The following is a 22,454-nucleotide window of genomic DNA, read 5'->3' as shown; positions in this document are numbered from 1 at the left end:
AAGTGGGACCCGCCAGGCGCCGATCCTGGACGGGCATCGAATCCGCTTCAGTTGGGGGCTGTGTGTACCGAAAACCTTGTCCGAGTTGATGATGTGACGGATTCGGCTAAGCGGGATGATCGGGCTTCTTGGTTTCGTGCTGGCCGTCGTGACCTCGCCGTTCAAGTCGAGGTTGCAGCGTGAAGCTGAGAACGCGGCGCTGCGACATCAGTTGATGGTCTTGCGGCGGAGACTGCAGGGTCGCGTCCGGCTCACGAACCATGACCGCTGGTTCTTTGTCCAGCTGTATCGTTGGTTTCCATCAATCTCGTCCGTCCTCACGATCGTCCGCCCCGAGACCCTCGGGCGTTGGCACAGGACTGGTTTTCGCTGCTACTGGCGTTGGAAGTCACGGTCTTCGGGAGGCCGACCGCAGATCGACACCGAACTGCGCGTGTTGATCCGGCGGATCAACATCGAAAATCCGCTTTGGGGCGCGCCGCGCATCCACGGCGAACTGCTGAAGCTCGGGTTTGAGGTCGCGCAGTCGAGCGTCGCTAAGTACATGGTCAGGCGACGCGGGCCGCCCAGCCAGGGATGGCGGACCTTTGCGCAGCCACGCGCCGGACATTGCCGCCATGGACTTGTTCGTCGTTCCAACGATCGTTTCGAGCTGCTCTATGCTCTCGTCATCGTCCGGCTCGATCGCAGAGCCCTCGTTTGGATCAACGTCACAGCACATCCGACGGCCGAATGGGTTGCACGTCAAATCACGGAGGCATTTCCCTGGGATGACGCTCCGCGCTACCTCATCCGGGATCACGACCGGATCTATAGCAGCGTCGTCACGCGCCGAATGCGCTCCATGGGCATCCGCGACAGGCCTACTGCACCGGCCTCGCCGTGGCAGAATGGAGTTGCCGAACGGTTGATCGGATCGATCCGCCGCGAGTGCTTAGATCACATCATCGTCTTTGGTGAGACGCATCTACGACGGATTTTGCGATCCCACGCACGCTATTACAACGACATCCGAACGCACCGGTCGTTGGACAAAGACGCGCCGGTTGCTCGCCCGGTTCAGCGGACCGGAAGCATTAAATCACACGCCATCCTTGGCGGACTTCACCACCACTACGCTCGAGCTTAGGTTTTCGGTATAGACACACCTTTGAATGGGTCAATGGCACTCCCTCCTGGTTGCCTGATATATCCGTCGCGTTCCGATAACGATCGAAGCGTAGCCCACTGATGACGAGGTACTAAGCACAAGGATGAGGGCACTTCTTCGTTGCGACCGCATGTCAGCCCGCATTCGGATCATTCTCGTATTCATAGGCGTCGCAGAAAAGATTGCCGTTGCGACCCCAATCTTCGCGCGAGACTTCCGTGAAGATGAAGTTGATTGTCTCGGGCCTGCACTTCGCGATGCGCGCGAATTCACGGGTCAAGACCTCCGCAAGCTCGCGCTTCTGTTCGATAGTCCGCCCCGGAAACCAGTCGATACGAATGAAAGGCATATCTTCTCCTACGTGTTGGTGGATGGATTTTACCGAGGGATCGCTGAACCAGACGCCAACACAATGAGCATATCGTGCGGTTTGGGATGGCCGAGCGCGACCCACGAGTGCGTTCGGATACCAGAGTGAGCCGCGCTCATGCGGAGCCGACCAGCATGCGATAGCGGAACTGGTCGATGATCACCGCCAGGATGAGCAACCCACCGAGCAGCACCATCTGCAGGTACGAGCCGATCTGGGCGATGTTCATGCCGTTCTGGACGAGGGAGATGAAGAACGCGCCGAGCACGACGCTGTCGACGCGGCCGATGCCCCCGCGGAGCGATACGCCGGCGATGACGCAAGCGGCAATCGACTCCAGCGCCATCGACCCACCCAAGTTGTTCTCTCCGGACTCGACGCGGGCTGTCAGCAGTAGACCGGTAATCGACGCGAGCATTGCGCTGAATACGTAAGCTAGGAACAACACCTTCTTAGTGTCGACGCCCGACAGATGGGCAGCCTTGATGTTGCCGCCGACCGCGTAGATGTGCGCACCAAGCCGGGTGCGGTTCATCATGACCCAGGTCACAAGAATAGCCGTCAACGCGACGACGACCGGAACCGGCACACCTACGATGCGGCCGAAGCCGAACGTGTTGCCGAATGCGACAGGCAGGCGCGACACCGGCACGCCGCCGGTCAGATAGAGCGCCAGCCCGGCGCCGACGGACTGTACGCCAAGCGTCATGATGAACGGCGAGACATTGAACTGCGCGATGCCGAGGCCATTGATACAGCCGATCGCCTGCGCGGCGCCCATTCCTGCGAGACTACCAAGGACGATCACCAGCCAGATGTGATCCGGCATCATTCCAGCCATCGCCACCATGGCGAGCGCACTAACGACGGAGGTGAGTGCGATGGCCGTACCAACCGCGAGATCGAACCCACCGGTGATCAGCACCACCATTTGTCCGAGTGATACCAAGATCAGATAGACCGATTGCCGCGCCACATTGGTCATATTGTTGACGGTCAGGAAATGACCCGAAACAAGCGAAAACACAATCAAGGCGACGGCCAAAAAGAACGGCAGCACGCCGACTCTGAGAAACAGAGTTCTTAAGGCCCCGATCGCGGACAGACCGGTCGCTGCGCTATTCACTGCGTCAGGCGCGTTCATTAGCTTGGCCCTTGAAATTCGTGAAAAAATGAGGAAGCACGACCTCCTCGACGAGGTCTCCTCCCTCGAGCTCGGCCGAAATCTTTCCGTTCGAAAACACGAGAAGCCGGTGCGCCAGATGCATCACCTCCGGCAGATCAGAGGAGATGACGACTACCGCCTTGCCGGCTTCGGCGAGATCGCGGATCAGGAGCTAGAGCTGGTGGCGCGTGCCCATATCGACGCCGATGGTCGGCTCATCGAATATGTAGATTCTGCGGTCCCGGCCGAGTCCCTTTCCGAACAGAACCTTCTGCTGATTGCTGTTCGCCCTCAAACGTGAGATCAACGGTCTGGCGTAGCAAGAGCGTCGGCGCGTGCGCCAGGACCGTAGTCGCCCCTTGATCACCGAGCTGCAGAGCTGGCTATGCGAGCAGCGCGCCCAACGACACGATCAAGGCGACCAATTACTGCCTCCGCCGCTGGGATGCATTCCTCCGCTTCCTCGATGCCGAGCGCCCTTGCATGTCGAACAATGCCGCCGAACGCGAGCTACGGACGGTCGCCATAGGAAGAAGAAACTGGAGCCTCGCCGGTTTTGATGAGGGCGGCCGGCCCTCCGAACGTCCGTCACGCTACTTAAGGACAACCAACCATCCGCCTAAGGCACCTAACCGGCGCCGTCGTCCGATGCATACGGCGAAGGTGAAGATTGAGCTGGCCGCCGATTGCTTCGTATTGCGGCAGCTCCGATCGAAGATACAGTGGGGCCCCAGGTTCAGCTGTCGTCGCACAGGATCGTCGGGTGACATCTGGCATCGCGTACTTGAATTGTTGTCAGCGCGTGGGCGGATCTGCCGGACATTCGCGAGCCATATCTACGCACCGCCAAGATAAGCGGCGACGATTTGCGGTGACTTCAGCAGGTCACCTGCCTTGCCTTCCGAATTGATCCTGCCGGACTCGAGTACATAGCCGTAGCTGGCGATCGAGAGCGCTTTGCGTGCGTTCTGCTCCACCAGCAGCACTGTCGTGCCGGCCGCGTTGATCTCGCGAATGGTACGAAAGATGTCGTTAACAATCTGCGGCGCGAGGCCCATTGACGGCTCGTCCAGCAGCAACAATCTCGGGCGCGCCATCAGCGCACGGCCGATCGCCAGCATCTGCTGCTCACCGCCGGACATCTGGCCGGCGAATTGCTTGCGCCGTTCACGCAGGCGGCCGAAGCGACGATACACGCTTTCGAGATCGACGCCGATCTTGTCGTCCCGTCGCGTATAGGCCCCAACCAGCAGATTGTCCTCGACACTCATGTTCGACACCACCCGGCGGCCTTCCGGCACCAGACTGACGCCCCGTCGGACAATGACGTCGGCGGCGACGCAGTGGATCGGCTGGCCTTCGAACAGGATGTCGCCCGATGATGCTGCGACCAGCCCACAGATCGCCGACAAGGTGGTGGTCTTGCCCGCGCCGTTGGCACCGATCAGGCAGACGCAGGATCCGGTGGGGACGGACAGCGAAATGCCTTTCAGGACGTCGATCGGGCCGTAGCCGACACAGAGCTTGCGAAGCTCAAGCATCCTCGTCGCGCCCCAGATAAGCTTCGATGACAGCCGGACTGCTGCGGACCTCCGCGGGGGTCCCCTCGGCGATCTCACGGCCGAAGTTCAGGCAGACGATGTGATCGCTCACCCTGGAAACGAGGTCGATGTCGTGTTCGATCAGCAGAACCGTGACGCCGGATGCGCTGATCTGCAGGATCAGATCACCGAGTTGTTCCTTCTCGGAATGATTCATGCCGGCCGCCGGCTCGTCGAGCAACAGCAGCCGCGGCCGTGCTGCCAGCGCGCGAGAGATCTCGACGCGGCGCCGGTCGCCATAGGAAAGAGCCCCGGCGGGCACCCTGGCAAGATGGCCAATGCCGACCTCATCGAGCAGCGAGAGGCAGCGGCCCTCCGCCTCTCTCTCCTCGCGCGCGACGCCCGGAAGGCGCGCCAGCACCGCCAGAATGCCCTGGCGATGACCGAGATGCGTTCCGAGCATCACATTGGCGAGCACCGACTGCCCGGCAAGGAGCCGGATGTTCTGAAACGTGCGCGCCACGCCGCGCGCGGCCACCTGATGCGGCGGCCGGCCGTTCAGCGGAACACCATCGAGCACAATCCGGCCTGCATCGGCCGGATACAGCCCGGTGATCATGTTCATCGTGGTGGTCTTGCCGGAGCCGTTCGGTCCGATCAGGCCGGTGACCCGCCCTGCTCCGGCGACAAAAGAGATGCTGTCGACCGCCACGATCCCCTGGAAGCGCTTCGCGATTTGCCAGACTTCGAGTTTGGCGCCGATCATGACTGCGCCTGCTCGGTCGCTGCCGCGAGCTTTGTCTCCCGCGCCGTCGCTCCGGGCCAGCGCAGCTTCAGGATCGACATCGCACCGCCCGGCAGATAGAGCACGATTGCTACGACCAGCGCACCCATCAGGATCTCGCGCAATTGATTCGAGAACCGCAGCACCTCCGGCAGCAGAGTCGTGAAGATGGCGCCGACCAGCGGACCGGCGAGCGCATTGACTCCACCGAGGATCGGATAGGTCAACGCATCAACGCTGCGCGCCAAACCGAAATCGCCCGGCCCAATAAAATAATTGAGGTGCGCGGCCAGCGCGCCTCCCGCACCGCAGATGAAGCCGCTGGCAATGAACAGGGCAAGGCGATGCGCGAACACGTTGACGCCCATTGACTGGGCGACCACGTCGTCCTGCTTGATGGCGGCGATCGCCCGGCCGAAATAGGAACGTCGCAGGGTGTGAGCGATGTAAACGACGACAGCGACTGCAAGCACGAGGTGCCACGTCTCGGTGTAGCGCGGAATGCTGAAGATGCCGATGGCGCCTCCCGTGACGCTTTCCCAATTCAATGCGACGACGCGTGTCACTTCGGTGAACGCGAATGTCGCCAGCATGAAGTAGTCGCCGCGCAGACGAAGTACTGGCACTCCGATCGCTGCGGCTGCGAGGGCAGCAAGCAGTGCGCCGGCGAACACCGCCGGTGCGAACGAGAGGCCGAGCACCATCGTGCAATAGACACTGCAATAGGCTCCCAATGCCATGAAGCCGCCAGTCGCCAGCGAGAACATGTTGGCACTCAGCGCCAGAAACAGGCCATAAGCGATCAGCGAATTGAGCAGGCAAAGATCGATGATATTCGAATAGCTCGCGAAAAACTGGGTGATCCAGGCATTCATGCGCGACGCTCTTCGAATCCGGAGAACAGTCCGTTTGGCTTGACCAGCAAGATGAAGAAGATCAACCCGAATCCGATCGCATCCCGGAAAGAGGACGACACATAGGCAACGCTGAACACCTCGATCAGTCCGAGCATGAAGCCGCCGGCGACTGCGCCCGGTACATTGCCGAGACCGCCGATAATGATGACGGTGAGGCCCTTCACCAGCATCTGCTCGCCCATGAACGGTGAAACCACGTTGAACAGATTGCCGAGCAGCATGCCCGCCGCACCGGCGAGCGCTCCGGCAAGAAAGAAGGTCGCCAGAATTGTTCGGCCGACCGGAACGCCGACGATCCGTGCGACATCCTCACTGAACGCCACGGTGCGGATCGCCCGCCCAGTTGAGCTCCGCTGCAATACGAACGCTAGCAACGCCATCAGCAGCAGCGAAACGACCAGGATCACGACCTGCAGCAACTGAATCCTGACATCGGCGATTTCCCAGGAGATCTGTAGAAGACCGTTCGCTGGATAACGCTGAACCTGGGTGCCGAAAATCTCCTGCGCCAATCCGACCATCATGCGCGCGAGAGCGAGACTGGCGACCAACCCCATCCATCGATGTCCGCCGCGCGCCCGCAACGTGCGGAAGATCACGAGCTCGCTCAGCATCCCGAGCAAACCGCCACCAAGCAGCGCAACCACCAGCGCCAGCGGCGTCGGCAGGCCCAGCCGTGCAGCCTCGAGGCCGAAATACGCTCCGGCCATGAAGAACGCGCCCTGCGCCATGTTAACGATGTTCAGCACGCCGAAAATCAGCGTGCATCCCATCGCGAACACGGCATAGGTGGATCCGAGCGAGATGCCGTTGACGAGCTGCTGGAAGAAGGTCGACATCGCAGATCGCGGCGGATCAGTCGGCGGCCAGGATGAACTTGCCGCCCTTCATCACCAGGACCTTCGGCGCCACCGCCGGCTCCCGATGGTCATCGAACGAGAAGCTACCGTTGTTGGCTTCGAGGTCCTTTGTCGCGGCGATGGCATCGCGCAGCTTCTTGAGGTCCGACACGCCGCCGGCACGCTTGAGCGCATCGGCAACGATATAGACCGATGTATAGGCCTGGGCCGCGAAGTTGTCGGGATCGGAATTGTACTTCTTGCGATAGGCCGCGACGAAGGCCTTGTTCTTCGGGCTGTCGTACTGAATGAACCAGCCGGAACCGACGGTGAAGCCGTCCGCCGCATCACCGGCGAGCTCGGCGAGCTTGTTGGAAATCGCAGCGTTGGCGCCAAGAATGCCTGTCGACGGCGGAATGCCGAGTTGCCGGGCCTGGCGGACGATGTTTGCGGTTTCCTCGGCGAGGCCGCCGATGACCAGAATGTCGGGGTTGGCGGCCTTAATCTTGGTGAGTTGCGCCGAATAGTCGACATCGCCCTTCTGGAAGGTCTCGGTCGCGACGATCTTGATGCCCTCGGACTCCAGCGCCTTCTTGTGGACTGCGTAGGCGGACTTCATCAGCGTGTCATCGATGCCGTAGATCTGCGCGGCCGTCTTCGGCGCGTACTTCCTCTTCACGTAAGCCAGCACGCCGGGGAACACCATCGATTCCGGCGGGCTGGTGCGGAAGATGTAGTCCCCCATGTCGGTGATGCCCGGTGCCGTGTTGGAGCTAGCGATGACGGGCACGCCGGCCTTTTGCGCCAGCGGATCGGCAGCGAACGCGGAGGTCGCAAGAGTCGGTCCGAGGATCACCGCGACCTTCTCCTGATTGATCAGGCGCTGAAAGATATTTACCGACTGACCGCGGTCTCCAGCGTCGTCCTGATGAATGCCGATGAGCTTGTAGTCACCCAACCTGCCTGACGCATTGATCTCCTCGATCGCAAGTTCCGCACCGTTCTTCTGCATCACGCCGTACAGCGCGGCCGAGCCACCCGATGTCGCTTGCACGATGCCGATATTGACCAGCGTTTCCGACATCGCCGCGCTGGAAAATGCCATCGCACCAACCGCGGAAAGCAACAACGCAAACACCGACCTCTTCATCGACACATCCCTTCAAGTATTGTCTTTCGCGGCAACGACGCGCGATCGACTACAAAACAAGCTACATGACTTTTGTTCGAGAGCGAGAACAAAGATCAGACATTCTCTGCTCACTTAATGGACCAATTTTCTATGCATCGCGCACGCAGCGCGCTGTTGTTTCCGCACTCGTGCTTGAATTGCAGGTCATCCAGAAACGCCGCGAGATTTGTCACGACGACATCGATGTGATTCGAGACGTAGCCCACGCTTAAGGGATCGCGATGAAGGATCGGATCGACGACGAGCACGGTCTTCATGCCGAGCTCGTGGGGGATGACGAGATTGCCTGGACGATCTTCGAACATCGCCGACGCTGCCGGATCGATCTCGTGGCTGATGAACAGCTTTTCAAAGGCACTCGGGTGCGGCTTTCCGACAAAACCGTTGTCTTCGATGCTGGCCACGACATCAAAAACGTCTGACAGACCCATCGCAGCGAGCGCCGCCAATGCGTGGTCACGTGATGCGTTCGTGAAGACGATGCGTTTTCCCGGTAGCGCTGCGAGCCGCGAGATCAGGCGCTCGTTTGGCACCAGCGCCGACAGGTCGATATCGTGCACGAACGCCAGGAATTCGTGCGGTGCCGCCCCGTGCCGCTCGGCCATCCCCTGAAGCGTCGAGCCGAAGCGCTCGTAATAGGCGAGGTGTATGGCCTCGGCAGCGACGGGGTCAACCTTTACATGATCGGCGATGAAGGCCACCACGCGCCGCTTGAGCTGCTCGTGCAGGCCGAGCGAGCGCGGATACAGTGTGTCGTCGAGGTCAAAGATCCAGTTCTCGACATGCGCGAAGGCCCCGCGCCTGTCGTCGTTTCGTTCAACCTCCCTCGTACTTGCCGAGACGATCATGAAATCACTCAGTGCAGGAAGTCGACGTGATCGCTGGTCCCCTCCCCTCAGGATACGACTTCTTTGAGCCGTTTGATCGTGCGATGGGCGCTCGGCTTGATGTCCTTGACATCAAGGCTGATATCCAGCGCGCGGATCGAATGGGTGAGATCACCCACCGAAATGATGTCGACGCCGGTCTCGGCGATCGGGACGATCGTCTGCTCGTTGATGCCCCCCGAGGCCTCAGTCATGGCGCGACCGTTGACGAGCTTCAGTCCATCGCGCATTTCGTCGATATCCATGTTGTCGAACATGATGATCTCGACGCCACATGACAGCGCTTCCTCGACCATCTCAAGCGTTTCGCATTCGACTTCGATCTTGAATGTGTGCTGGGCAGTGGCGCGCAGCGTCTCGATCGTGTTGGTGATCGAGCCGGCGATCTTGATGTGATTGTCCTTGACCAGGATGCAGTTGGCGAGGCTAAAGATGTGGTTGTGCGCGCCGCCGACGCGGACGGCGTATTTCATGATCATCCGCAGCCCTGGCCATCCCTTGCGCGTATCGGTCAGGCGGACCTTGGTGTGCTTGACCAGGTCGACGTAGCGGCGGGTCTTGGTCGCGATACCTGACATCTGCTGCAGCCAGTCGAGCGAATTGCGCTCGATGATGAAGAACGTTGAGGCTCGTGCCTGGATGCGCATCAACACGGTACCAGGGCTTACGCTGTCACCGTCCTGAACGACGTGTTCAACCCGCGCATCGGGATCGATCTGCTTGATCGTCTCATCGGCCAACAGCAGGCCGCAGACGATACCGTGGCCCTTGGCGTAGATCTGGGCGGTCTGGATCGGGTCTTCGCCGACCAGGAAGCCGCCGGTGGTGTCACCCGGCCCGAGCTCTTCGCGCAGCGCCTGCTCGACAAGCGGCCGGATCATAAAGCGGTTCAGTTTCATCGGATCGCCCCTCTGACTAGGAAGAAAGCTTGTTGGTGAAGGCCTTTCCGGCCTTCATGACGAGGTGCAGCCGCGAGCGATCCTCCATCACGCGGATGTCCGCGAGCGGATCGCCATCGACGACGAGGACATCGGCTATCCTGCCGGGAGCAAGCGCTCCAAGCTCGGGCCGCTCGATGCATTCCGCGGCCTTGCTGGTCGATGCGACGATCACGTCCATCGGGGCCATGCCAAGCCAGTCCACCATGAATTTCAGTTCCATCATGTTCTCGCCAACCAGCAGGCGATGCGACTGATCGGTACCCATGGCCACTTTGACGCCGCGCCGGACCGCTTCCTTCCAGATCGGGATCTGGTCCTGCATCAGGTTGTGGATCTCTTTGTCCTTCACGTCTTCCTGGCCCATCTGGTGCCCGGCCCAGGATTTGTCGTCGGCCCGCTTCTTGATCGACAGCGGCACCAGCGCCAGCGTCGGCACCCACCACGTGTCCATTTTGATCATCTCGTCGGCGGATTCTTCGTCGAGGAACCAGCCATGTTCGAGCGTGTGGATGCCGGCCTTCACCGCATTGCGGATGCCGTCGATGCCTTCGGCATGCACCGCAACGCGTCGCCGCTTGGCGGCCGCTTCCTGGACCGCCGTGCGGATTTCCTCGATGGTGAACTGCGGCTCATCCCAGCTATCGGTGACCGAGGTGATGCCGCCGGTCGCGCAGATCTTGATGAAGTCTGCGCCGCGCATCAGCAGCTCGCGAACCAGCCGCCGGATATCCTCGACGCCGTCGGCGACCGTATCGGGCAGCCAGGCGCGCTTCTTGATGCGCATGTCGGCCGGCACCCAATAGTCGCCGTGACCGCCGGTCTGCGAGATCATGCCGAGCGAGATCAAGAGGCGGGGACCGTCGATCAACCCTTCTTCGATCGCGGCACGGAATCCGGCATCAGCTCCGCCCATGTCGCGCGCGGTCGTAATTCCACAGGCCAGGGTCTCCCGAAAGATTTCGATCGAGCGTAGGACGTTGTAGGTCGGTGTGTTGAGCAGATGCTGGCGCATGTCGCGTGCGCGATATGTGCCGTGCACGTGACAATCAATGAAGCCAGGAAGAATAGTACGTCCTGACGCGTCGAGCCGCTGTGCGCCGAAAGGAACCGCTATTTTGTCCGCGGAGCCCGCAGCAATTATTCTCCCGTTCTCGATCAGCACGGTGCCGGACTTGATCGGATCACCTCCGAGTCCATCGATCAAGGTGCCACCGACAATCGCAGACAGCATCAGAAACGTCCTTCGTTCTCTAAAAGAAAGGCTAACAGGGCCGAAACCGGGGCGAAGTACCAAGTGCCGTTCAATCCATGGGTCCACCGGACTGGTCCCGTGCGACAGTCTGTCCCGTCAGGTCAGGTCGACGGTGACGGTCTTCGTCTCGGTGTAGAAGGACAGCGCGCTCATCCCCAATTCGCGGCCAAGTCCGGAGCGCTTGTAGCCGCCGAACGGCGCGAAGACGCTGATGGAGCTGGCACTCGGCAATCCATTGACGGCTATCATCCCAGTCCGTACGGCCTTCGCCACGCGCAGTGCCTGGCCGATGTCACGCGACCAGACCGAGCCGTTCAATCCGTAGGCAGAAGCATTTGCCATGCCAATTGCGTCAGCTTCGGTGTCGAACGGCGTGATGCTGCAGACCGGGCCGAAGACCTCGTCGCGATAGAGCCCGAGTTCCGGCGCCACATGCGCGAAGATCGTGGGAAGGTAGAAGTTGCCGTTCGGCAGACCAGCGGGGCGGCAACCACCGGTCACCAGCCGGGCGCCATCCTGTTCGGCCTTACGGACGCACTGGTCGACACGGTGCCAATGGGCCGCGGAGATCAACGGTCCCAGCGTGGTTGCGGGATCCAATGGCGAACCGAGCTTCAGGCCGGCGACCTCGTCCACCAGCGCCTTTGTGAGCGCTTCAACGGCCGGCCTCTGGACAAGCAAGCGGGACCGGGCCGAGCAGGACTGGCCGGCATTGCCGAAGACGGCGCCGACCGCACTCCGGGCCGCCTTGCCGATGTCCGCATCGGCGAACACAATGCATGCGTTCTTGCCGCCAAGCTCCAGTGCAACACGCTTGATGGTGCTGGCGGCCGCTCGCATCACCGCAATGCCGACGGCCGTCGACCCGGTGAAGGAAATGCCGTCAATGGCCTCATGCTCGGCGAGCAATTGCCCGATCTCTGCGCCGCCGGGGAGAACGTTGACGACGCCGGGCGGCACGCCGCAATCGGCGATGACCTCCGCCAGCAGCAGTGTTGACAGCGGCGTCAGCGGCGACGGCTTCAGCAGGCAGGCGCAGCCTGCGGCGAGCGCCGGTGCCAGCTTCCATGCCGCCGCGAGCAACGGAAAGTTCCATGGCGTGATTTGCGCGACCACACCGAGCGGCTCGCGCAGGGTGAAGTTCAGCAGGCTATCAGCGACCGGTATGGTGTCGCCGAAGAACTTGTCCATCGCGCCGGCGTAGTAGCTGAACACGCGGGCGGCGCCGGCGACCTCGCGCCGGGCCCCGCTGATCGGCTTGCCGGCGTTCACGGCCTCCAGCAGCGCAAAATCCTCGGCTCTCGCCATGATGCCGTCGGCGATTGCGCGCAACACTTGCCCACGCTCGAACACCGGCATCCGCGGCCAGCCGCCTTCATCGAAGGCATGGCGAGCTGCAGCGATCGCTTCGACGACCTGTCCCGAGCTGGCTGGCGCGACACGGGCGAGGAGGTCGCCAGTCGCTGGATCCAGGATCGCCTCTTCGCTCTCGTCGGACTTTTGAAAGCCACCGCCGATGAATGGCGTGAACCGGACCGGCGGGAGTGCAGCGATCATCTTGATGCCAGCGCCCTGGTGGCCTGCATCTGCTCGAACATCCGTGCCGCTGCATCGCCCGGGACCTTGGCGCCGGTGATCAGACGGCCGACGATGGCGAAACGCCGCGGACAAGCCTCCGCGGCCACGAACGAGGTCTCGATGCTGCCGCCGAGCGCACCGAAGCCGGTCAGCAACACAACGGACGACTGGACGTTCGCGGCAATCCACCTGGACCAGCGCGTGATCTTGCCGACGTCGTGCGCCGGCAACACAAAATGGTTCGCCTTGATGGCCACGGCGCGCGCCAGGATGCGATCGAGCACGTCGTCCAGCATGTATCCGCCTCCGGATACGCCATAGTCCGACACCGGGATTTCCCCGCCCACCACCGGCACGATGCCAGCATGGATCGCTTTGCCCACGAAGGCGTCGACCGCGGTCGGCCCAGCCACCGGGAACAGAATCAATCCGTCGACACCGGCGTCCTTGCACATCGCGGTGTACTTGGTCGCCATGTCCGGCATGTCCGGACCGGCCTTTTGGTGGTCGTAGAGAATCGGCAGATCCGTGAGATCGCGCAACCGGCGCATCGATTCCTTCAGTCCAAACCGCATCACCGAAGTCAGGCCGAGCTTGTAGCCGGCAACACCCTCGCGCTTCGAGGTTTCGCGCACCACCAGTTCGAGTTGGTCGTGGGAATCGATGTCGAGCGCCGGCACGATGCCCACCTCGCCCTTCAACATTTTTGCCATGTGATCCTCTCGATGACGTATCGGAGGACGCTAGGCCGCTGTCTCGCCGCCCCCAAGGTCCGCTGCATGACTCGTTCTTGGTACCAGCGCGCAGTCTGGCTCCATGAGTTGAGGAGCCACTGGCGCTGAAATTGCCCGTCTCGAACGGATAGGTGAAAGTGATCGGGAGACGACGCCGCCTCATGATGATCCTCGCCTGCAACGCCAACCGGACCCTTGCCAACAGGATTTGCGATCACCTCAAACTTTCTCCGGTCAAGGCGGACGTGCGGCGCTTCGCCGACGCCGAGATCTATGTCGAGGTGCTCGACAACGTTCGTGGCGCCGACATCTTTGTCGTCCAGCCGACCGCCGCACCGACGAACGATCACCTGATGGAACTGCTGATCGGCATCGACGCGCTGCGCCGCGGATCGGCGCGGCGTATCACCGCGGTAATCCCCTATTTCGGATATGCCAGGCAGGATCGGAAGAGCGGCCCACGGACGCCGATTTCGGCCAAGCTCGTCGCCAATCTGCTCACCATCGCGGGCGCCAATCGAATCCTGACGCTTGATCTTCATGCCGGCCAGATTCAGGGCTTCTTCGATATTCCGACCGACAATCTGTTCGCAGCGCCACTGTTCGCGCGGGACATTGCCGACCGCTTTGTGCCCGGCAATACGGTGGTGGTCTCGCCCGACATCGGCGGCGTCGTGCGTGCCCGGCTGCTTGCGCAACGGATCGGCGCTCCCCTCGCGATCATCGACAAGCGACGGCCGCAGGCCGGCCTTTCCGAAGTGATGAACGTGATCGGCGAAGTCGAAGGAAAGGTCTGTATCCTGGTCGACGACATCGTCGATTCCGGCGGTACGCTGTGCAACGCGGCCGATGCGCTGCTCGATCGCGGCGCCACCGCGGTCTGCGCATATGCGTCCCACGGCGTGCTGTCCGGCGCCGCGGAGAATAGAATCGAGGCTTCGCGTCTCACGTCGTTGACGGTGACCGACAGCATCGAGGAAACGAATGGACACGGCCCGAAACTCCGCCACGTCTCGGCCGCCCCGCTGATCGGCGAGGCAATACTCCGGATCAGTGAACAGCGCTCGGTATCCTCCCTGTTTGCCTGATGGTTTCTTGCAGCCGCGCCAGCGCATCGACGAGTATCTGCTCCTCGACATCACGTCCGATCAGCACGATCCTGTTGCGTTGCTCCGAGACCGGCCATTCCGTAAGGTCGACCGGCTGGTGCAGCAAGCCCTGCACGACGTGGAGAACCGTCGGACCGGGTGCGCCTTCGATATCCAGCATCGCCTTCATCCGCAGCAACATCGATCCCAACAATCCAATCGTGTGATCGAGCCAGGCTTCCAGCAGGTCGGGCGCGATCGCGCCATCGAACGTGAGCGAGGCCGTCGCGAGTGGCGCAGGCTCGGCCGAACACATCGCCCCCAAGGGCTGCATCAACGACCGCGGCAGGTCCAGCGCGCTCGGCCAGAACATGTCCATGGTCATTGCTCGTGGGTGCATCACCGACTGTCGGGCATGCGGATTGATGGCGGTCAGAACCTGCTGGACGGCGGTCATATCGTCGGCATCAGCGATATCGGCCTTCGAAATCAACAGCCGGTCGGCCAGCGCCACCTGCATCCGTGCCTCGATGTGCGCCTCGACCGTACGCAGAAACGCACGGCCGTCGACGACGGTGACGACTCCGGACAGCGAGATGCGATGGTTGAAGAAGGCATCCAAAATCAGACCCTCCAGCACGGTTGCTGGATCCGACAGCCCGCTGGTTTCGACGACAACCCGTTTGAACGGCGGGAGGCACCCGTCGCGGCTGCGCCGCAGCAGGCCTTCCAGCGTCGGCGCGAGGCTGCCCCTGGCGCGACAGCACAGGCAGCCTCCCTCGAGCAGCATTACCGTATCCGCGCCCTGCTCGACGAGCAGATGGTCGAGGCCGACTTCACCGAACTCGTTGATCACGACCGCAGTCTCGCGGAACTCATCGCTCGCCAGCAGCGCATTCAGCATCGTCGTCTTGCCCGACCCGAGAAAGCCCGTCAGCAGGACCAGCGGGATGCGGTTCATGCCTCGATCTGTTTCTGCAGGAGACGGATGGCGGCAGCGACCGCCGACAGACGCACGTTGTCGCGGCTTCCTGAAAATACGTGGCGTTCCGCCATGATCGGCGCATTCTTGCGGGCCGCTGCGATATAGATCGTGCCCACCGGATTCCTCGCATTGCCCCCGCCAGGACCGGCGTAGCCTGTAACGGCAACCGTGACAGCCGCACCGGAGTTTGACAACAGGCCTTCAGCCAGTCCCTGTGTCACCTCGGCGCTGACAGCGCCATGCTGGGCTGAAACCTCTTGCGCGACCCCGAGGCCGGTTGCCTTCGCACTCTCGTGATACAGGATATAGCCCCGATCGAATATCTGCGACGCGCCCGAGACCGACGTCAGACAGGAACTTACGAGACCGGCGGTCACCGTTTCAGCGGCGGCGAGGCGGACGCCCCTTCGCTTTGCGGCGTCGAGCGCGGCGGCGGCCGCATCGAGCAGCGCCGGAGGAAAAATCGTCTGCCCTTCGTTCAAGAACAACTGGTTCATCGGCATTACAGGCTCACATGTAGTTGGTTCTTCCAACGATGAATGTCGGCGGCCTTTGAAGTCAACGAGCGGCTGCGGGTGGTTCTAGAACATCATTACGAACTGGACCTGCGCGGAGTGACTTGAACTTGGCGCTGGGCCGACTATGGTTTCGCCATGCTCGACGCAATGAATGGGGACTGAGGTGCTGATTACGCTCGACCGCAATGGTGCGGAGAGCTTGCAGGAACAGATCTATCAGCGGATCCGCGAGCAGATCGTGGCTGGCACGCTCCGGGCCGGCGCATCCGTGCCGTCGTCGAGGCTGCTCGCTGCCCAGCTAAAGGTGTCACGTAATTCCGTGATCTTCGGCTACGAGCGCCTGATCAACGAAGGTTACCTCGTCGCCAAGCCGATGGTTGGCACCTTCGTCGCCGATGTCCTGCCGGATCGCACCGTCTCGACGGACAAGACCGGCGATACCGTCACTGAAGCCTTCGACGCCCGCACCGCTCCTGTCTTCACCGGACGGCCGCACGCGATCCTCAACAATTCGAACATTCCGATCGATTTCTGGACCCAGCGAACGGACCCGCGCGCTTTTCCTCTGAAAACCTGGCGACGCCTCATCATGCAGTCGCTAGCTGCGGCCGGATACAACCTGACCGAATATGGCGATCCATGCGGATTGATGCCGCTGCGTATCGAGATCGCCGAGCACGTCGGAACGACGCGCGGGTTCCGGGTGCGCCCCGAGCAGGTCGTGATCGTTGCCGGCGCACAGCTTGCACTCAATTTGGTGCTGCGCCTTCTTGCGTCTCCCGATGACGAGATCGCCGTCGAGAACCCGTGCAACCAGGGCGCGGCCTACCTGTTCGAAAGCTATCGCATGCGGCTGCTGCCGATCGCGGTCGATCGCGCCGGCATCGACGCCCAAAAGGTTGTCCAAACCAATGCCAAGCTCGCTTACCTGACGCCGTCGCACCAGTTTCCAACGGGCGCGACGCTGTCGCTGGAGCGGCGACGGGCGATCGCTCGCTGGGCGCAGCAGAGCGGCGCTCATCTGATCGAGGACGATTACGACAGCGAGTTTCGCTACGACGGCGCTCCGCTCCCGGCGATGAAGGCGCTGGCACCGGACCATGTCATCTATCTCGGTACGTTCTCGAAGTCGCTCGGCGCCGGGCTGCGCACGGGCTTTGCGATTTTTCCGGAGCATCTCGTCGATGCCGCGGCGACCGCCAAGGCACTGCTCGACAATGGCCAGGTCTGGCTCGAACAGGCCGCCCTGGCGCGCTTCATGCAGGGCGGCGGGTTCGTGCGGCATCTGCGGCGTTGCCAGCAGCACTACTATGCGCGACGCAATGCACTGATCGCGCGGATGCGCGAACGGTTCGGCGACGCCGATTTGATGGGAACGGAGGCCGGTACGCACGTGGCTTGGCGGCTGCCGGCCTCACTGGCGCCGGCTCACAACATAAAGGCCATCGCCCGCACCCGCAATATCGGGGTTTACACCGTGCAATCAGGCGGCGGCCACGAATACGATGGGGACCACTTCGAGACGAACTGGCTTCTGCTCGGCTACGCGTCACTTACTGAAGATCAGATACGCGCCGGAATCGATCGCCTCGCGGAGGTTCTGGCGGTCAACGACATGCTGCAGCCCGGCGCGCGGAGCTTCCGCACACTGCTTGCACCGATCTAGGCACACTGTCAGCCTGGATTGATTGCACGATACAATCGCCAAACCGGATGCGAGTATAAGCCCGGCGATTTCTACGCCGGGCTACGCCGCTACCCTCTCGCGAGCAAACAGAGATTTTCTTTCGCGGGCATTGGTTCAAATGAAGGCGCGGGCGGCGCGCGGAATGCGCGACATGACAGTGCCGCTTGCATTCTATGCATTTGCACCTGCCGAATGGTCGACAAAGGATGGTAGCGCCTGGGACCTAACCCACGCGAGGGCATGGAGTCCGATCATCCGGACGGCCGCATCGTGCTGGTCGCGAAGCGGGATTTTTTTGTGCGTGGCCGCACCTTGCTGAGGGAGTATCCCGCGGCTACAGCTCAACCGTGTCACGCTCCACGCACCTTCCGCCGCGATCGGATACTACTGAGTAGCAATGTCCGGCTGGCGATCCCGGATTGGCTCACACGGCTCCAGGGCTTGCAGCCCCTCTCTCGCCAAGAGCAAGCTTGCGCCAGCGTTTTCCCGACTAACACCTGGCTATGAGCGAACAACGGTGGAACCCACCGCCGGGGCCCAGGGGCGTCCTCGTGCCTCGCCACGTGACCCGGCATCAAAGGAACGTGATGCTCCGCGAGTCGGAGCTTCACCACTTACAGTTTCCCCGCGCCGAGAAAATGGCGGACGCCTCCCAGATCAGAAGCAGGCTGCCGGCCGACCTCGAGCAAAGCGCGGGCGCTGTCGGTCATGATGAGCCAGCCGCCGGCCAACAACATGACGTCCTTTATCACCAGCCGACCGGCGCCCGAGAGCCAAGGGAAGCCATGTGGCGTATCGCCGAGCGCCGAGACCCAGACCTCAGGCGTCGTGATCAGGAACGACAACGTCACGAACGGCGTGAGGAAGGCCAATATCGCTCCCAACATTCCGTATCGACGCGAAAAAAGCCCGACCAATGTTAGCAGGCCAATTATGATCTCAACTGAGCCCAATCCGTTCGAGAATCGGTAGGTATTGTTTTCGGTCTGCCAGGCTCTATCAGCCGGCTTCAACTCTCCTTCCCTCGTGAGGTGGGCCTTGTACTGATCGGGATGCTTGTAAAAAAATGACAAGAACGGGCTGTTTGCAACGAACGGCGTGATACTGTCGGCTTCGTAGGGGGCGAACTTGAGCGCGCCGATCCACAGGAAGACGATAGCAATCGCAACGCGCGTCACCTGCATACCTGCCTTGTCGGAGTTCGCGATCCATTCAAGCAGGAAACGGAGAGAGCCGATCATGACGTTTTCCTCATCCATTACATCGAGCATGATCAGGTTGCGGCACCCGGCCTGTGTCGTATTTCAACAACCTGAATGTTCTTTTCAAATCACACGGCTTGCTGCGCGTACCCAAAAAACGAGGATATCGGGTGCAGCTTCCATGGTTGTGACCCGCGGCATTCGGCATCTCTAACGCTGCTTGCATACGCCGCTTTCACAAGCAGGCCCTGTGGCTTGCAGCTGAGGCGAGATACACAGGGCTCTGGCGACCGCAACTGTGGGCCGCCAGAGCCCTGCTTCACTGTCGGCGCCGGACGAGTGCGCCGCGATGCATTCCGACATAGGCGGTTATTCCGGCACGACCAGAGCCTTGGTCTTGCGCAGCCTATTCATCACTTGTGGATCCAGGTTTAGATGCGCCTGCACCAGTTCCGGCGGTGTCGCCGCCATCCACGTGTCCAGAGAAAAGTCGACAAAGCGGTCGCTCTTGAACGTTTCGAGGAATCGCAGCGTGTTCGACCCCGTGTTCTCGAGGTAGTGGCCCATCGCCACCGGCACGTAGCCGACATCGCCGGCCTGCAGATCGAACGTTCGGGCCTGCCCCTGGCCGGCAAACACGCCCGCGTGTTGCGCGGGAATGGTGTCGATGAACAAGCCCTCTATGACGACGCGGAGCAATACAACCCCGGAGGCAGAGTTTTCAGTTCAGGGTGCTTCGCAAACGGATCCACCAGATCCTGATCGGCGCAAAAAGGGATCGGTCGAAAGGCGGCACCTGCTTTCGACGCGGTCTTTAAAGGCGCTTCCTGTGAACGCAACGACCTTGTGGCCTTCGTCAATCAGAATGTGCGCAATTCCAAGCACTGGATTGACATGACCTGGTGCAGGCGTTCTAGCGATGACGATTTTCATATGATGCTCTGTACCTCATTACAGACGACACGCCCGCTTCTCTCCAAACCGATGCTCGCGATCCGAGTTGGCAGCTCACCACGCCGCCTGCGTTCTCGTCGCCTGGCGCAGTTCTCACTGCAAACGCTGATGAGCTGGCACGCCGAGAACAACTTGAGCCAACGCTTGGCGGTCAATCTTCCCGAGCGGGTCGCGCGGCACAGCATCAAGCGCCACCAGCAGCTCCGGCACTTTGTAATCCGGAAGCTGCTCCCTGGTGGCGCCCAGAATGTTATCGATTGCCGCGTAGTCAACATCGGCTTCAAGCTCCACCACGGCCGCCACACGCTGGCCTAGCACGGGATCCGGCGCTCCAAAGACCGCCGCATCGCGCACCAGTGGATGGCTCAGCAACGCCCTTTCGATCTCGATCGGTGAAATAGCGGATCCGCCGCGGATTATGACATCTTTCTCGCGACCAGCGGCCGGCATCGCGTTCCGATAATTCATGCGTTGCGTCATCCTGGAATTTCTCACAAGATTTTGAGTTGTCGGCGTCGCGCTAACAGGATTGCGATCATCTTGATCACGCTTCCGGCTTTGCTCGTCTGCTCATTTCTTAGAAGAGATGTGCTCATCCGACTCATTTAAACAGGACCAAGATTGGTAATTCTGATTGCACCGTGCCCTGTTGCACCAGCTTGATGCATGCTGCCGTTCGATGGCTTGAGCACAAAGGACGGCAGCATTAGGGGGCTTGCCGCCCGCATTGCATGATCCGTCACGCCAGAACGCCATTTCAGGAGATGCAGCGTCGAACAGACCAGACGAGCCGCTAAGGCTGCATGCGGTCGGTCAGTCAGGAAGCTTAAGCGATCGTTGAATAGCCTGAACGACAGCGCGATCTGAGCAGCTCAAACCTACCGACTTAGCGCCGAGCCGCTCTTCTCGGCCTCAGCCGGCGGGATCCGGTCTGCCTCGCTGAGGTCTCGTATCTGAAGGACAAGCCGACGTAATTTGCTCTCTGCAAATATCACCGCCTGTGACCCTTCCGGACATGCGCCGCAGGAGCCGTCTTTGATAGACAGCCTCGCGCCGGCAGGAAAAAGAGAGAGGGTGTCGTCCTGCACGAGTTCCTGCCCCAGCCCCGAGGCCGATCGCGAATTCCTCCGCGACGAGAGTCCGTAGGCCGGCCCCTCGGTGCCGTGCGAGATGCCGAGCTGAGCAGATCGCGCCAAGAGGCCAACCGCGCGCTATCGCGCGATGGTACAGGCAAAATTGGCGTTCTTAGTACTGTTTTATAATCAACCGGAGCGCATCTAGCACTGTACCAGCAATAGAGATACTGAGATTGGGCTCCGACGATGGCCGATGTTGTTTCTGGCAACAAAAATCCCGATAGCAGCATGGCGCGCGAGGCCGCCGGATCCGTGCAAAAACACGAAAGCCGGACGTTGTTCAACCACTCGGTTCGGCTGATTGTGTTCGGTGCGTTGAAGGGAATCCGCCAGAACCTAGAGTTCGATGACGAGCTACTCTATGTCTCGGCGTTGTTGCATGACCTGCACGACGCTCCGTGGAGCAGTTGAGCGTTTTGCGACGGCTGTCAATCCGCTCCGACGACGGTGATAGGGATCCTCGCTTGGATGCGTCGGGCGCCTACAAAACACAAGTCTCAAAGGGTCTAGGTGACAATGCGGAGTGCTGCCCTACTCAAGACGCCGGAGTTGAATTACGAACAGTGGCGGGATCTGTTGCGCCCGAACTTTGGGCTGTACGCGGTAGACGATCCTAGAATCTTTGCCGGCAGAGTTCGCTCCCGTAGCATCTTCGGACTTAATGCGTCGGAAATCAGCAACAATATTCGCCATTGCCAACGGACACACCGTTGCGAACGGACACAAAAGGATATTCGCCTTGATGGCGTTGATCACTGCTACGCCGTATTTCAAGTCGATGGACGATCAACGATCGTTCAGAATGATCAGGCCGTAGAGCTAGCGGTGGGAGATGTCGCATTCATAGATTCGACCCGCCCGGTGACGTACCTTAGTGATGGTCATGAAGAGTGGCTTTCTCTGCAGTTACCTCGTCAGTCTCTGATCTTCGCCCTTGGGTTCGAGCCACGCGGCGGCTTTCCTGGCCACTCTGGAACGCGTGCATCACGCCTGCTGTTCCAATTCGTTCTGGACGCCGTCGACGACGAGCAGCCTATGCCGACGTCGGCTGCCAACTATATGCAGTTAGCGGTTTACGATCTGCTCGGAGCGGTATTCGCGCCGGCGGATCCAGCACCAGGCTCGCTTCATTCGGATAGGTTGTTTAAGCGCATCTGCGATGTCATCAAGGAGCGCTTTGCCGACCCGGATCTCGGTCCGTGTGAGATTGCTGCCGAGCTCGGTATTTCGCTACGTTACCTTCAAAAACTGTTCACGAACCGCGGCTGTACGTGCCGCGGCTTCATTCAATCAGTGCGCCTGGATCAAGCTGCGCGCACTATTAAGCGCCGCGGGGCGACGAAGTCGGGCCAGCCTCTGAGCACGATAGCCTACGCTTGCGGGTATCGCGATTACACTAGTTTCGCCCGTGCATTCCGCCAACGGTTCGGTCACGCACCCGGCGTTCATGAGCAGGGCGAAGACGTCAACCCGGTGCGTGACGCAAGGCACGAAAGGGCGCGTTAGGCCCACGACGTCGGCCGCTCAGTCGCCT

General features: G+C 61.1%; 24 protein-coding genes. 7 read left to right on the top strand and 17 right to left on the bottom strand.

Annotated elements, in window-relative coordinates:
- The first annotated feature begins 115 nt into the window (after positions 1-115).
- Positions 116-1,129 carry an integrase core domain-containing protein gene (locus I6F35_RS13095; protein WP_225118080.1) on the top strand — a complete coding sequence of 338 codons (1,014 nt, stop codon included), beginning with the start codon at positions 116-118 and terminating at the stop codon, positions 1,127-1,129.
- A gap of 154 nt (positions 1,130-1,283) precedes the next feature.
- On the opposite strand, the gene I6F35_RS13090 is transcribed toward I6F35_RS13095, so the two are convergent.
- Together I6F35_RS13090 and I6F35_RS13085 are read right to left on the bottom strand one after the other, a co-directional pair.
- The gene (locus I6F35_RS13090; protein ID WP_225118079.1) at positions 1,284-1,499 is read right to left on the bottom strand and encodes a tautomerase family protein; all 216 of its coding nucleotides are present in this window, start codon (positions 1,497-1,499) and stop codon (positions 1,284-1,286) included.
- A gap of 136 nt (positions 1,500-1,635) precedes the next feature.
- The gene (locus tag I6F35_RS13085) at positions 1,636-2,664 is read right to left on the bottom strand and encodes an ABC transporter permease (protein ID WP_225118078.1); all 1,029 of its coding nucleotides are present in this window, start codon (positions 2,662-2,664) and stop codon (positions 1,636-1,638) included.
- Between the two features lie 4 nt (positions 2,665-2,668).
- Between I6F35_RS13085 and I6F35_RS40480 the strand changes: the two genes are divergently transcribed.
- Together I6F35_RS40480 and I6F35_RS13075 are read left to right on the top strand one after the other, a co-directional pair.
- Positions 2,669-2,986, top strand: a complete 318-nt coding sequence (locus I6F35_RS40480; protein WP_346283160.1) for a hypothetical protein — start codon at positions 2,669-2,671, stop codon at positions 2,984-2,986.
- Positions 2,987-3,096: 110 nt separating this feature from the next.
- Positions 3,097-3,540 (top strand): IS66 family transposase, encoded by a 444-nt coding sequence (locus I6F35_RS13075; protein WP_225118262.1) that lies wholly within the window; start codon positions 3,097-3,099, stop codon positions 3,538-3,540.
- Here I6F35_RS13075 and I6F35_RS13070 read toward each other — a convergent pair.
- The 10 genes from I6F35_RS13070 to I6F35_RS13025 all read right to left on the bottom strand — a co-directional run bounded on the left by I6F35_RS13070 (position 3,522) and on the right by I6F35_RS13025 (position 13,329).
- Positions 3,522-4,226: an ABC transporter ATP-binding protein gene (locus I6F35_RS13070; RefSeq protein ID WP_225118077.1), complete on the bottom strand. Its 705-nt coding sequence runs from the start codon at positions 4,224-4,226 to the stop codon at positions 3,522-3,524. The genes I6F35_RS13075 and I6F35_RS13070 overlap by 19 nt on opposite strands.
- Positions 4,219-4,992: an ABC transporter ATP-binding protein gene (locus tag I6F35_RS13065; RefSeq protein ID WP_225118076.1), complete on the bottom strand. Its 774-nt coding sequence runs from the start codon at positions 4,990-4,992 to the stop codon at positions 4,219-4,221. Before I6F35_RS13065 ends, I6F35_RS13070 begins: the two co-directional genes overlap by 8 nt.
- On the bottom strand, positions 4,989-5,885 hold the full coding sequence (locus I6F35_RS13060) for a branched-chain amino acid ABC transporter permease (RefSeq protein WP_225118075.1): 897 nt from the start codon (positions 5,883-5,885) through the stop codon (positions 4,989-4,991). Before I6F35_RS13060 ends, I6F35_RS13065 begins: the two co-directional genes overlap by 4 nt.
- Positions 5,882-6,766 (bottom strand): branched-chain amino acid ABC transporter permease, encoded by an 885-nt coding sequence (locus I6F35_RS13055; protein WP_225118074.1) that lies wholly within the window; start codon positions 6,764-6,766, stop codon positions 5,882-5,884. Before I6F35_RS13055 ends, I6F35_RS13060 begins: the two co-directional genes overlap by 4 nt.
- A gap of 16 nt (positions 6,767-6,782) precedes the next feature.
- Positions 6,783-7,916: an ABC transporter substrate-binding protein gene (locus I6F35_RS13050; protein ID WP_225118073.1), complete on the bottom strand. Its 1,134-nt coding sequence runs from the start codon at positions 7,914-7,916 to the stop codon at positions 6,783-6,785.
- A gap of 110 nt (positions 7,917-8,026) precedes the next feature.
- Positions 8,027-8,806, bottom strand: a complete 780-nt coding sequence (locus I6F35_RS13045) for a pyrimidine 5'-nucleotidase (protein ID WP_225118072.1) — start codon at positions 8,804-8,806, stop codon at positions 8,027-8,029.
- Between the two features lie 47 nt (positions 8,807-8,853).
- Positions 8,854-9,744 (bottom strand): carboxylating nicotinate-nucleotide diphosphorylase, encoded by an 891-nt coding sequence (gene nadC, locus I6F35_RS13040; RefSeq protein ID WP_225118071.1) that lies wholly within the window; start codon positions 9,742-9,744, stop codon positions 8,854-8,856.
- A 16-nt stretch (positions 9,745-9,760) separates the two neighbouring features.
- Positions 9,761-11,017: an amidohydrolase family protein gene (locus tag I6F35_RS13035; protein ID WP_225118070.1), complete on the bottom strand. Its 1,257-nt coding sequence runs from the start codon at positions 11,015-11,017 to the stop codon at positions 9,761-9,763.
- 117 nt (positions 11,018-11,134) lie between these two features.
- The gene (locus I6F35_RS13030; RefSeq protein ID WP_225118069.1) at positions 11,135-12,595 is read right to left on the bottom strand and encodes an aldehyde dehydrogenase family protein; all 1,461 of its coding nucleotides are present in this window, start codon (positions 12,593-12,595) and stop codon (positions 11,135-11,137) included.
- Positions 12,592-13,329, bottom strand: coding sequence for an orotidine 5'-phosphate decarboxylase / HUMPS family protein (locus tag I6F35_RS13025; protein WP_225118068.1), 738 nt, complete (start codon positions 13,327-13,329; stop codon positions 12,592-12,594). Before I6F35_RS13025 ends, I6F35_RS13030 begins: the two co-directional genes overlap by 4 nt.
- Before the next feature lie 182 nt (positions 13,330-13,511).
- Here I6F35_RS13025 and I6F35_RS13020 point away from each other — a divergent pair, with 182 nt between their 5' ends.
- A complete protein-coding gene (locus I6F35_RS13020) occupies positions 13,512-14,438 on the top strand; it encodes a ribose-phosphate pyrophosphokinase (RefSeq protein WP_225118261.1) in 927 nt (308 codons plus the stop codon).
- Here the strand turns inward: I6F35_RS13020 and I6F35_RS13015 are convergent.
- Together I6F35_RS13015 and I6F35_RS13010 are read right to left on the bottom strand one after the other, a co-directional pair.
- A complete protein-coding gene (locus tag I6F35_RS13015; RefSeq protein ID WP_225118067.1) occupies positions 14,401-15,399 on the bottom strand; it encodes a GTP-binding protein in 999 nt (332 codons plus the stop codon). The two genes, I6F35_RS13020 and I6F35_RS13015, sit on opposite strands and share 38 nt — an antisense overlap.
- Positions 15,396-15,920 (bottom strand): CinA family protein, encoded by a 525-nt coding sequence (locus tag I6F35_RS13010; RefSeq protein WP_225118066.1) that lies wholly within the window; start codon positions 15,918-15,920, stop codon positions 15,396-15,398. The genes I6F35_RS13015 and I6F35_RS13010 overlap by 4 nt, the downstream gene beginning before the upstream one ends.
- Positions 15,921-16,104: 184 nt before the next feature.
- On the opposite strand from I6F35_RS13010, the gene I6F35_RS13005 reads away from it, so the two are divergent.
- The gene (locus I6F35_RS13005) at positions 16,105-17,607 is read left to right on the top strand and encodes a PLP-dependent aminotransferase family protein (RefSeq protein ID WP_225118065.1); all 1,503 of its coding nucleotides are present in this window, start codon (positions 16,105-16,107) and stop codon (positions 17,605-17,607) included.
- A gap of 635 nt (positions 17,608-18,242) precedes the next feature.
- Here the strand turns inward: I6F35_RS13005 and rclC are convergent.
- The 3 genes from rclC to I6F35_RS12990 form a co-directional block, all read right to left on the bottom strand.
- Positions 18,243-18,869 (bottom strand): reactive chlorine resistance membrane protein RclC, encoded by a 627-nt coding sequence (rclC, locus tag I6F35_RS13000; RefSeq protein WP_225118064.1) that lies wholly within the window; start codon positions 18,867-18,869, stop codon positions 18,243-18,245.
- 330 nt (positions 18,870-19,199) lie between these two features.
- On the bottom strand, positions 19,200-19,505 hold the full coding sequence (locus I6F35_RS12995; protein WP_275945454.1) for a cupin domain-containing protein: 306 nt from the start codon (positions 19,503-19,505) through the stop codon (positions 19,200-19,202).
- A 372-nt stretch (positions 19,506-19,877) separates the two neighbouring features.
- Complete coding sequence (locus I6F35_RS12990) at positions 19,878-20,264, bottom strand: hypothetical protein (RefSeq protein WP_225118063.1); 387 nt, start codon at positions 20,262-20,264, stop codon at positions 19,878-19,880.
- Between the two features lie 842 nt (positions 20,265-21,106).
- On the opposite strand from I6F35_RS12990, the gene I6F35_RS12985 reads away from it, so the two are divergent.
- Both I6F35_RS12985 and I6F35_RS12980 read left to right on the top strand, forming a co-directional pair.
- Positions 21,107-21,331, top strand: a complete 225-nt coding sequence (locus tag I6F35_RS12985; RefSeq protein ID WP_225118062.1) for a hypothetical protein — start codon at positions 21,107-21,109, stop codon at positions 21,329-21,331.
- Between the two features lie 138 nt (positions 21,332-21,469).
- On the top strand, positions 21,470-22,426 hold the full coding sequence (locus tag I6F35_RS12980; RefSeq protein WP_225118061.1) for a helix-turn-helix domain-containing protein: 957 nt from the start codon (positions 21,470-21,472) through the stop codon (positions 22,424-22,426).
- Positions 22,427-22,454 lie beyond the last annotated feature (28 nt).

It is taken from the genome of Bradyrhizobium sp. BRP22 (assembly GCF_020194175.1).
GTDB lineage: Bacteria > Pseudomonadota > Alphaproteobacteria > Rhizobiales > Xanthobacteraceae > Bradyrhizobium.
The sequence above is the reverse complement of the archived record's forward strand: the minus strand, read 5'-3'. Positions and strand labels throughout refer to the sequence as shown.

What these genes read in the sequence shown, in the direction of transcription:
- I6F35_RS13090 (WP_225118079.1), bottom strand. Translation starts at nt 1,499, where the DNA reads ATGCCTTTCATTCGTATCGACTGGTTTCCGGGGCGGACTATCGAACAG.
- I6F35_RS13065 (WP_225118076.1), bottom strand. Translation starts at nt 4,992, where the DNA reads ATGATCGGCGCCAAACTCGAAGTCTGGCAAATCGCGAAGCGCTTCCAG.
- I6F35_RS13035 (WP_225118070.1), bottom strand. Translation starts at nt 11,017, where the DNA reads ATGCTGTCTGCGATTGTCGGTGGCACCTTGATCGATGGACTCGGAGGT.
- I6F35_RS13010 (WP_225118066.1), bottom strand. Translation starts at nt 15,920, where the DNA reads ATGAACCAGTTGTTCTTGAACGAAGGGCAGACGATTTTTCCTCCGGCG.
- I6F35_RS13070 (WP_225118077.1), bottom strand. Translation starts at nt 4,226, where the DNA reads ATGCTTGAGCTTCGCAAGCTCTGTGTCGGCTACGGCCCGATCGACGTC.
- I6F35_RS13085 (WP_225118078.1), bottom strand. Translation starts at nt 2,664, where the DNA reads ATGAACGCGCCTGACGCAGTGAATAGCGCAGCGACCGGTCTGTCCGCG.
- I6F35_RS13020 (WP_225118261.1), top strand. Translation starts at nt 13,512, where the DNA reads ATGATGATCCTCGCCTGCAACGCCAACCGGACCCTTGCCAACAGGATT.
- I6F35_RS13060 (WP_225118075.1), bottom strand. Translation starts at nt 5,885, where the DNA reads ATGAATGCCTGGATCACCCAGTTTTTCGCGAGCTATTCGAATATCATC.
- I6F35_RS12990 (WP_225118063.1), bottom strand. Translation starts at nt 20,264, where the DNA reads ATGACGCAACGCATGAATTATCGGAACGCGATGCCGGCCGCTGGTCGC.
- I6F35_RS13015 (WP_225118067.1), bottom strand. Translation starts at nt 15,399, where the DNA reads ATGAACCGCATCCCGCTGGTCCTGCTGACGGGCTTTCTCGGGTCGGGC.
- I6F35_RS13095 (WP_225118080.1), top strand. Translation starts at nt 116, where the DNA reads ATGATCGGGCTTCTTGGTTTCGTGCTGGCCGTCGTGACCTCGCCGTTC.
- I6F35_RS13025 (WP_225118068.1), bottom strand. Translation starts at nt 13,329, where the DNA reads ATGGCAAAAATGTTGAAGGGCGAGGTGGGCATCGTGCCGGCGCTCGAC.
- I6F35_RS13050 (WP_225118073.1), bottom strand. Translation starts at nt 7,916, where the DNA reads ATGAAGAGGTCGGTGTTTGCGTTGTTGCTTTCCGCGGTTGGTGCGATG.
- I6F35_RS13055 (WP_225118074.1), bottom strand. Translation starts at nt 6,766, where the DNA reads ATGTCGACCTTCTTCCAGCAGCTCGTCAACGGCATCTCGCTCGGATCC.
- nadC (WP_225118071.1), bottom strand. Translation starts at nt 9,744, where the DNA reads ATGAAACTGAACCGCTTTATGATCCGGCCGCTTGTCGAGCAGGCGCTG.
- I6F35_RS12985 (WP_225118062.1), top strand. Translation starts at nt 21,107, where the DNA reads ATGGCCGATGTTGTTTCTGGCAACAAAAATCCCGATAGCAGCATGGCG.
- I6F35_RS13045 (WP_225118072.1), bottom strand. Translation starts at nt 8,806, where the DNA reads ATGATCGTCTCGGCAAGTACGAGGGAGGTTGAACGAAACGACGACAGG.
- rclC (WP_225118064.1), bottom strand. Translation starts at nt 18,869, where the DNA reads ATGATCGGCTCTCTCCGTTTCCTGCTTGAATGGATCGCGAACTCCGAC.
- I6F35_RS13030 (WP_225118069.1), bottom strand. Translation starts at nt 12,595, where the DNA reads ATGATCGCTGCACTCCCGCCGGTCCGGTTCACGCCATTCATCGGCGGT.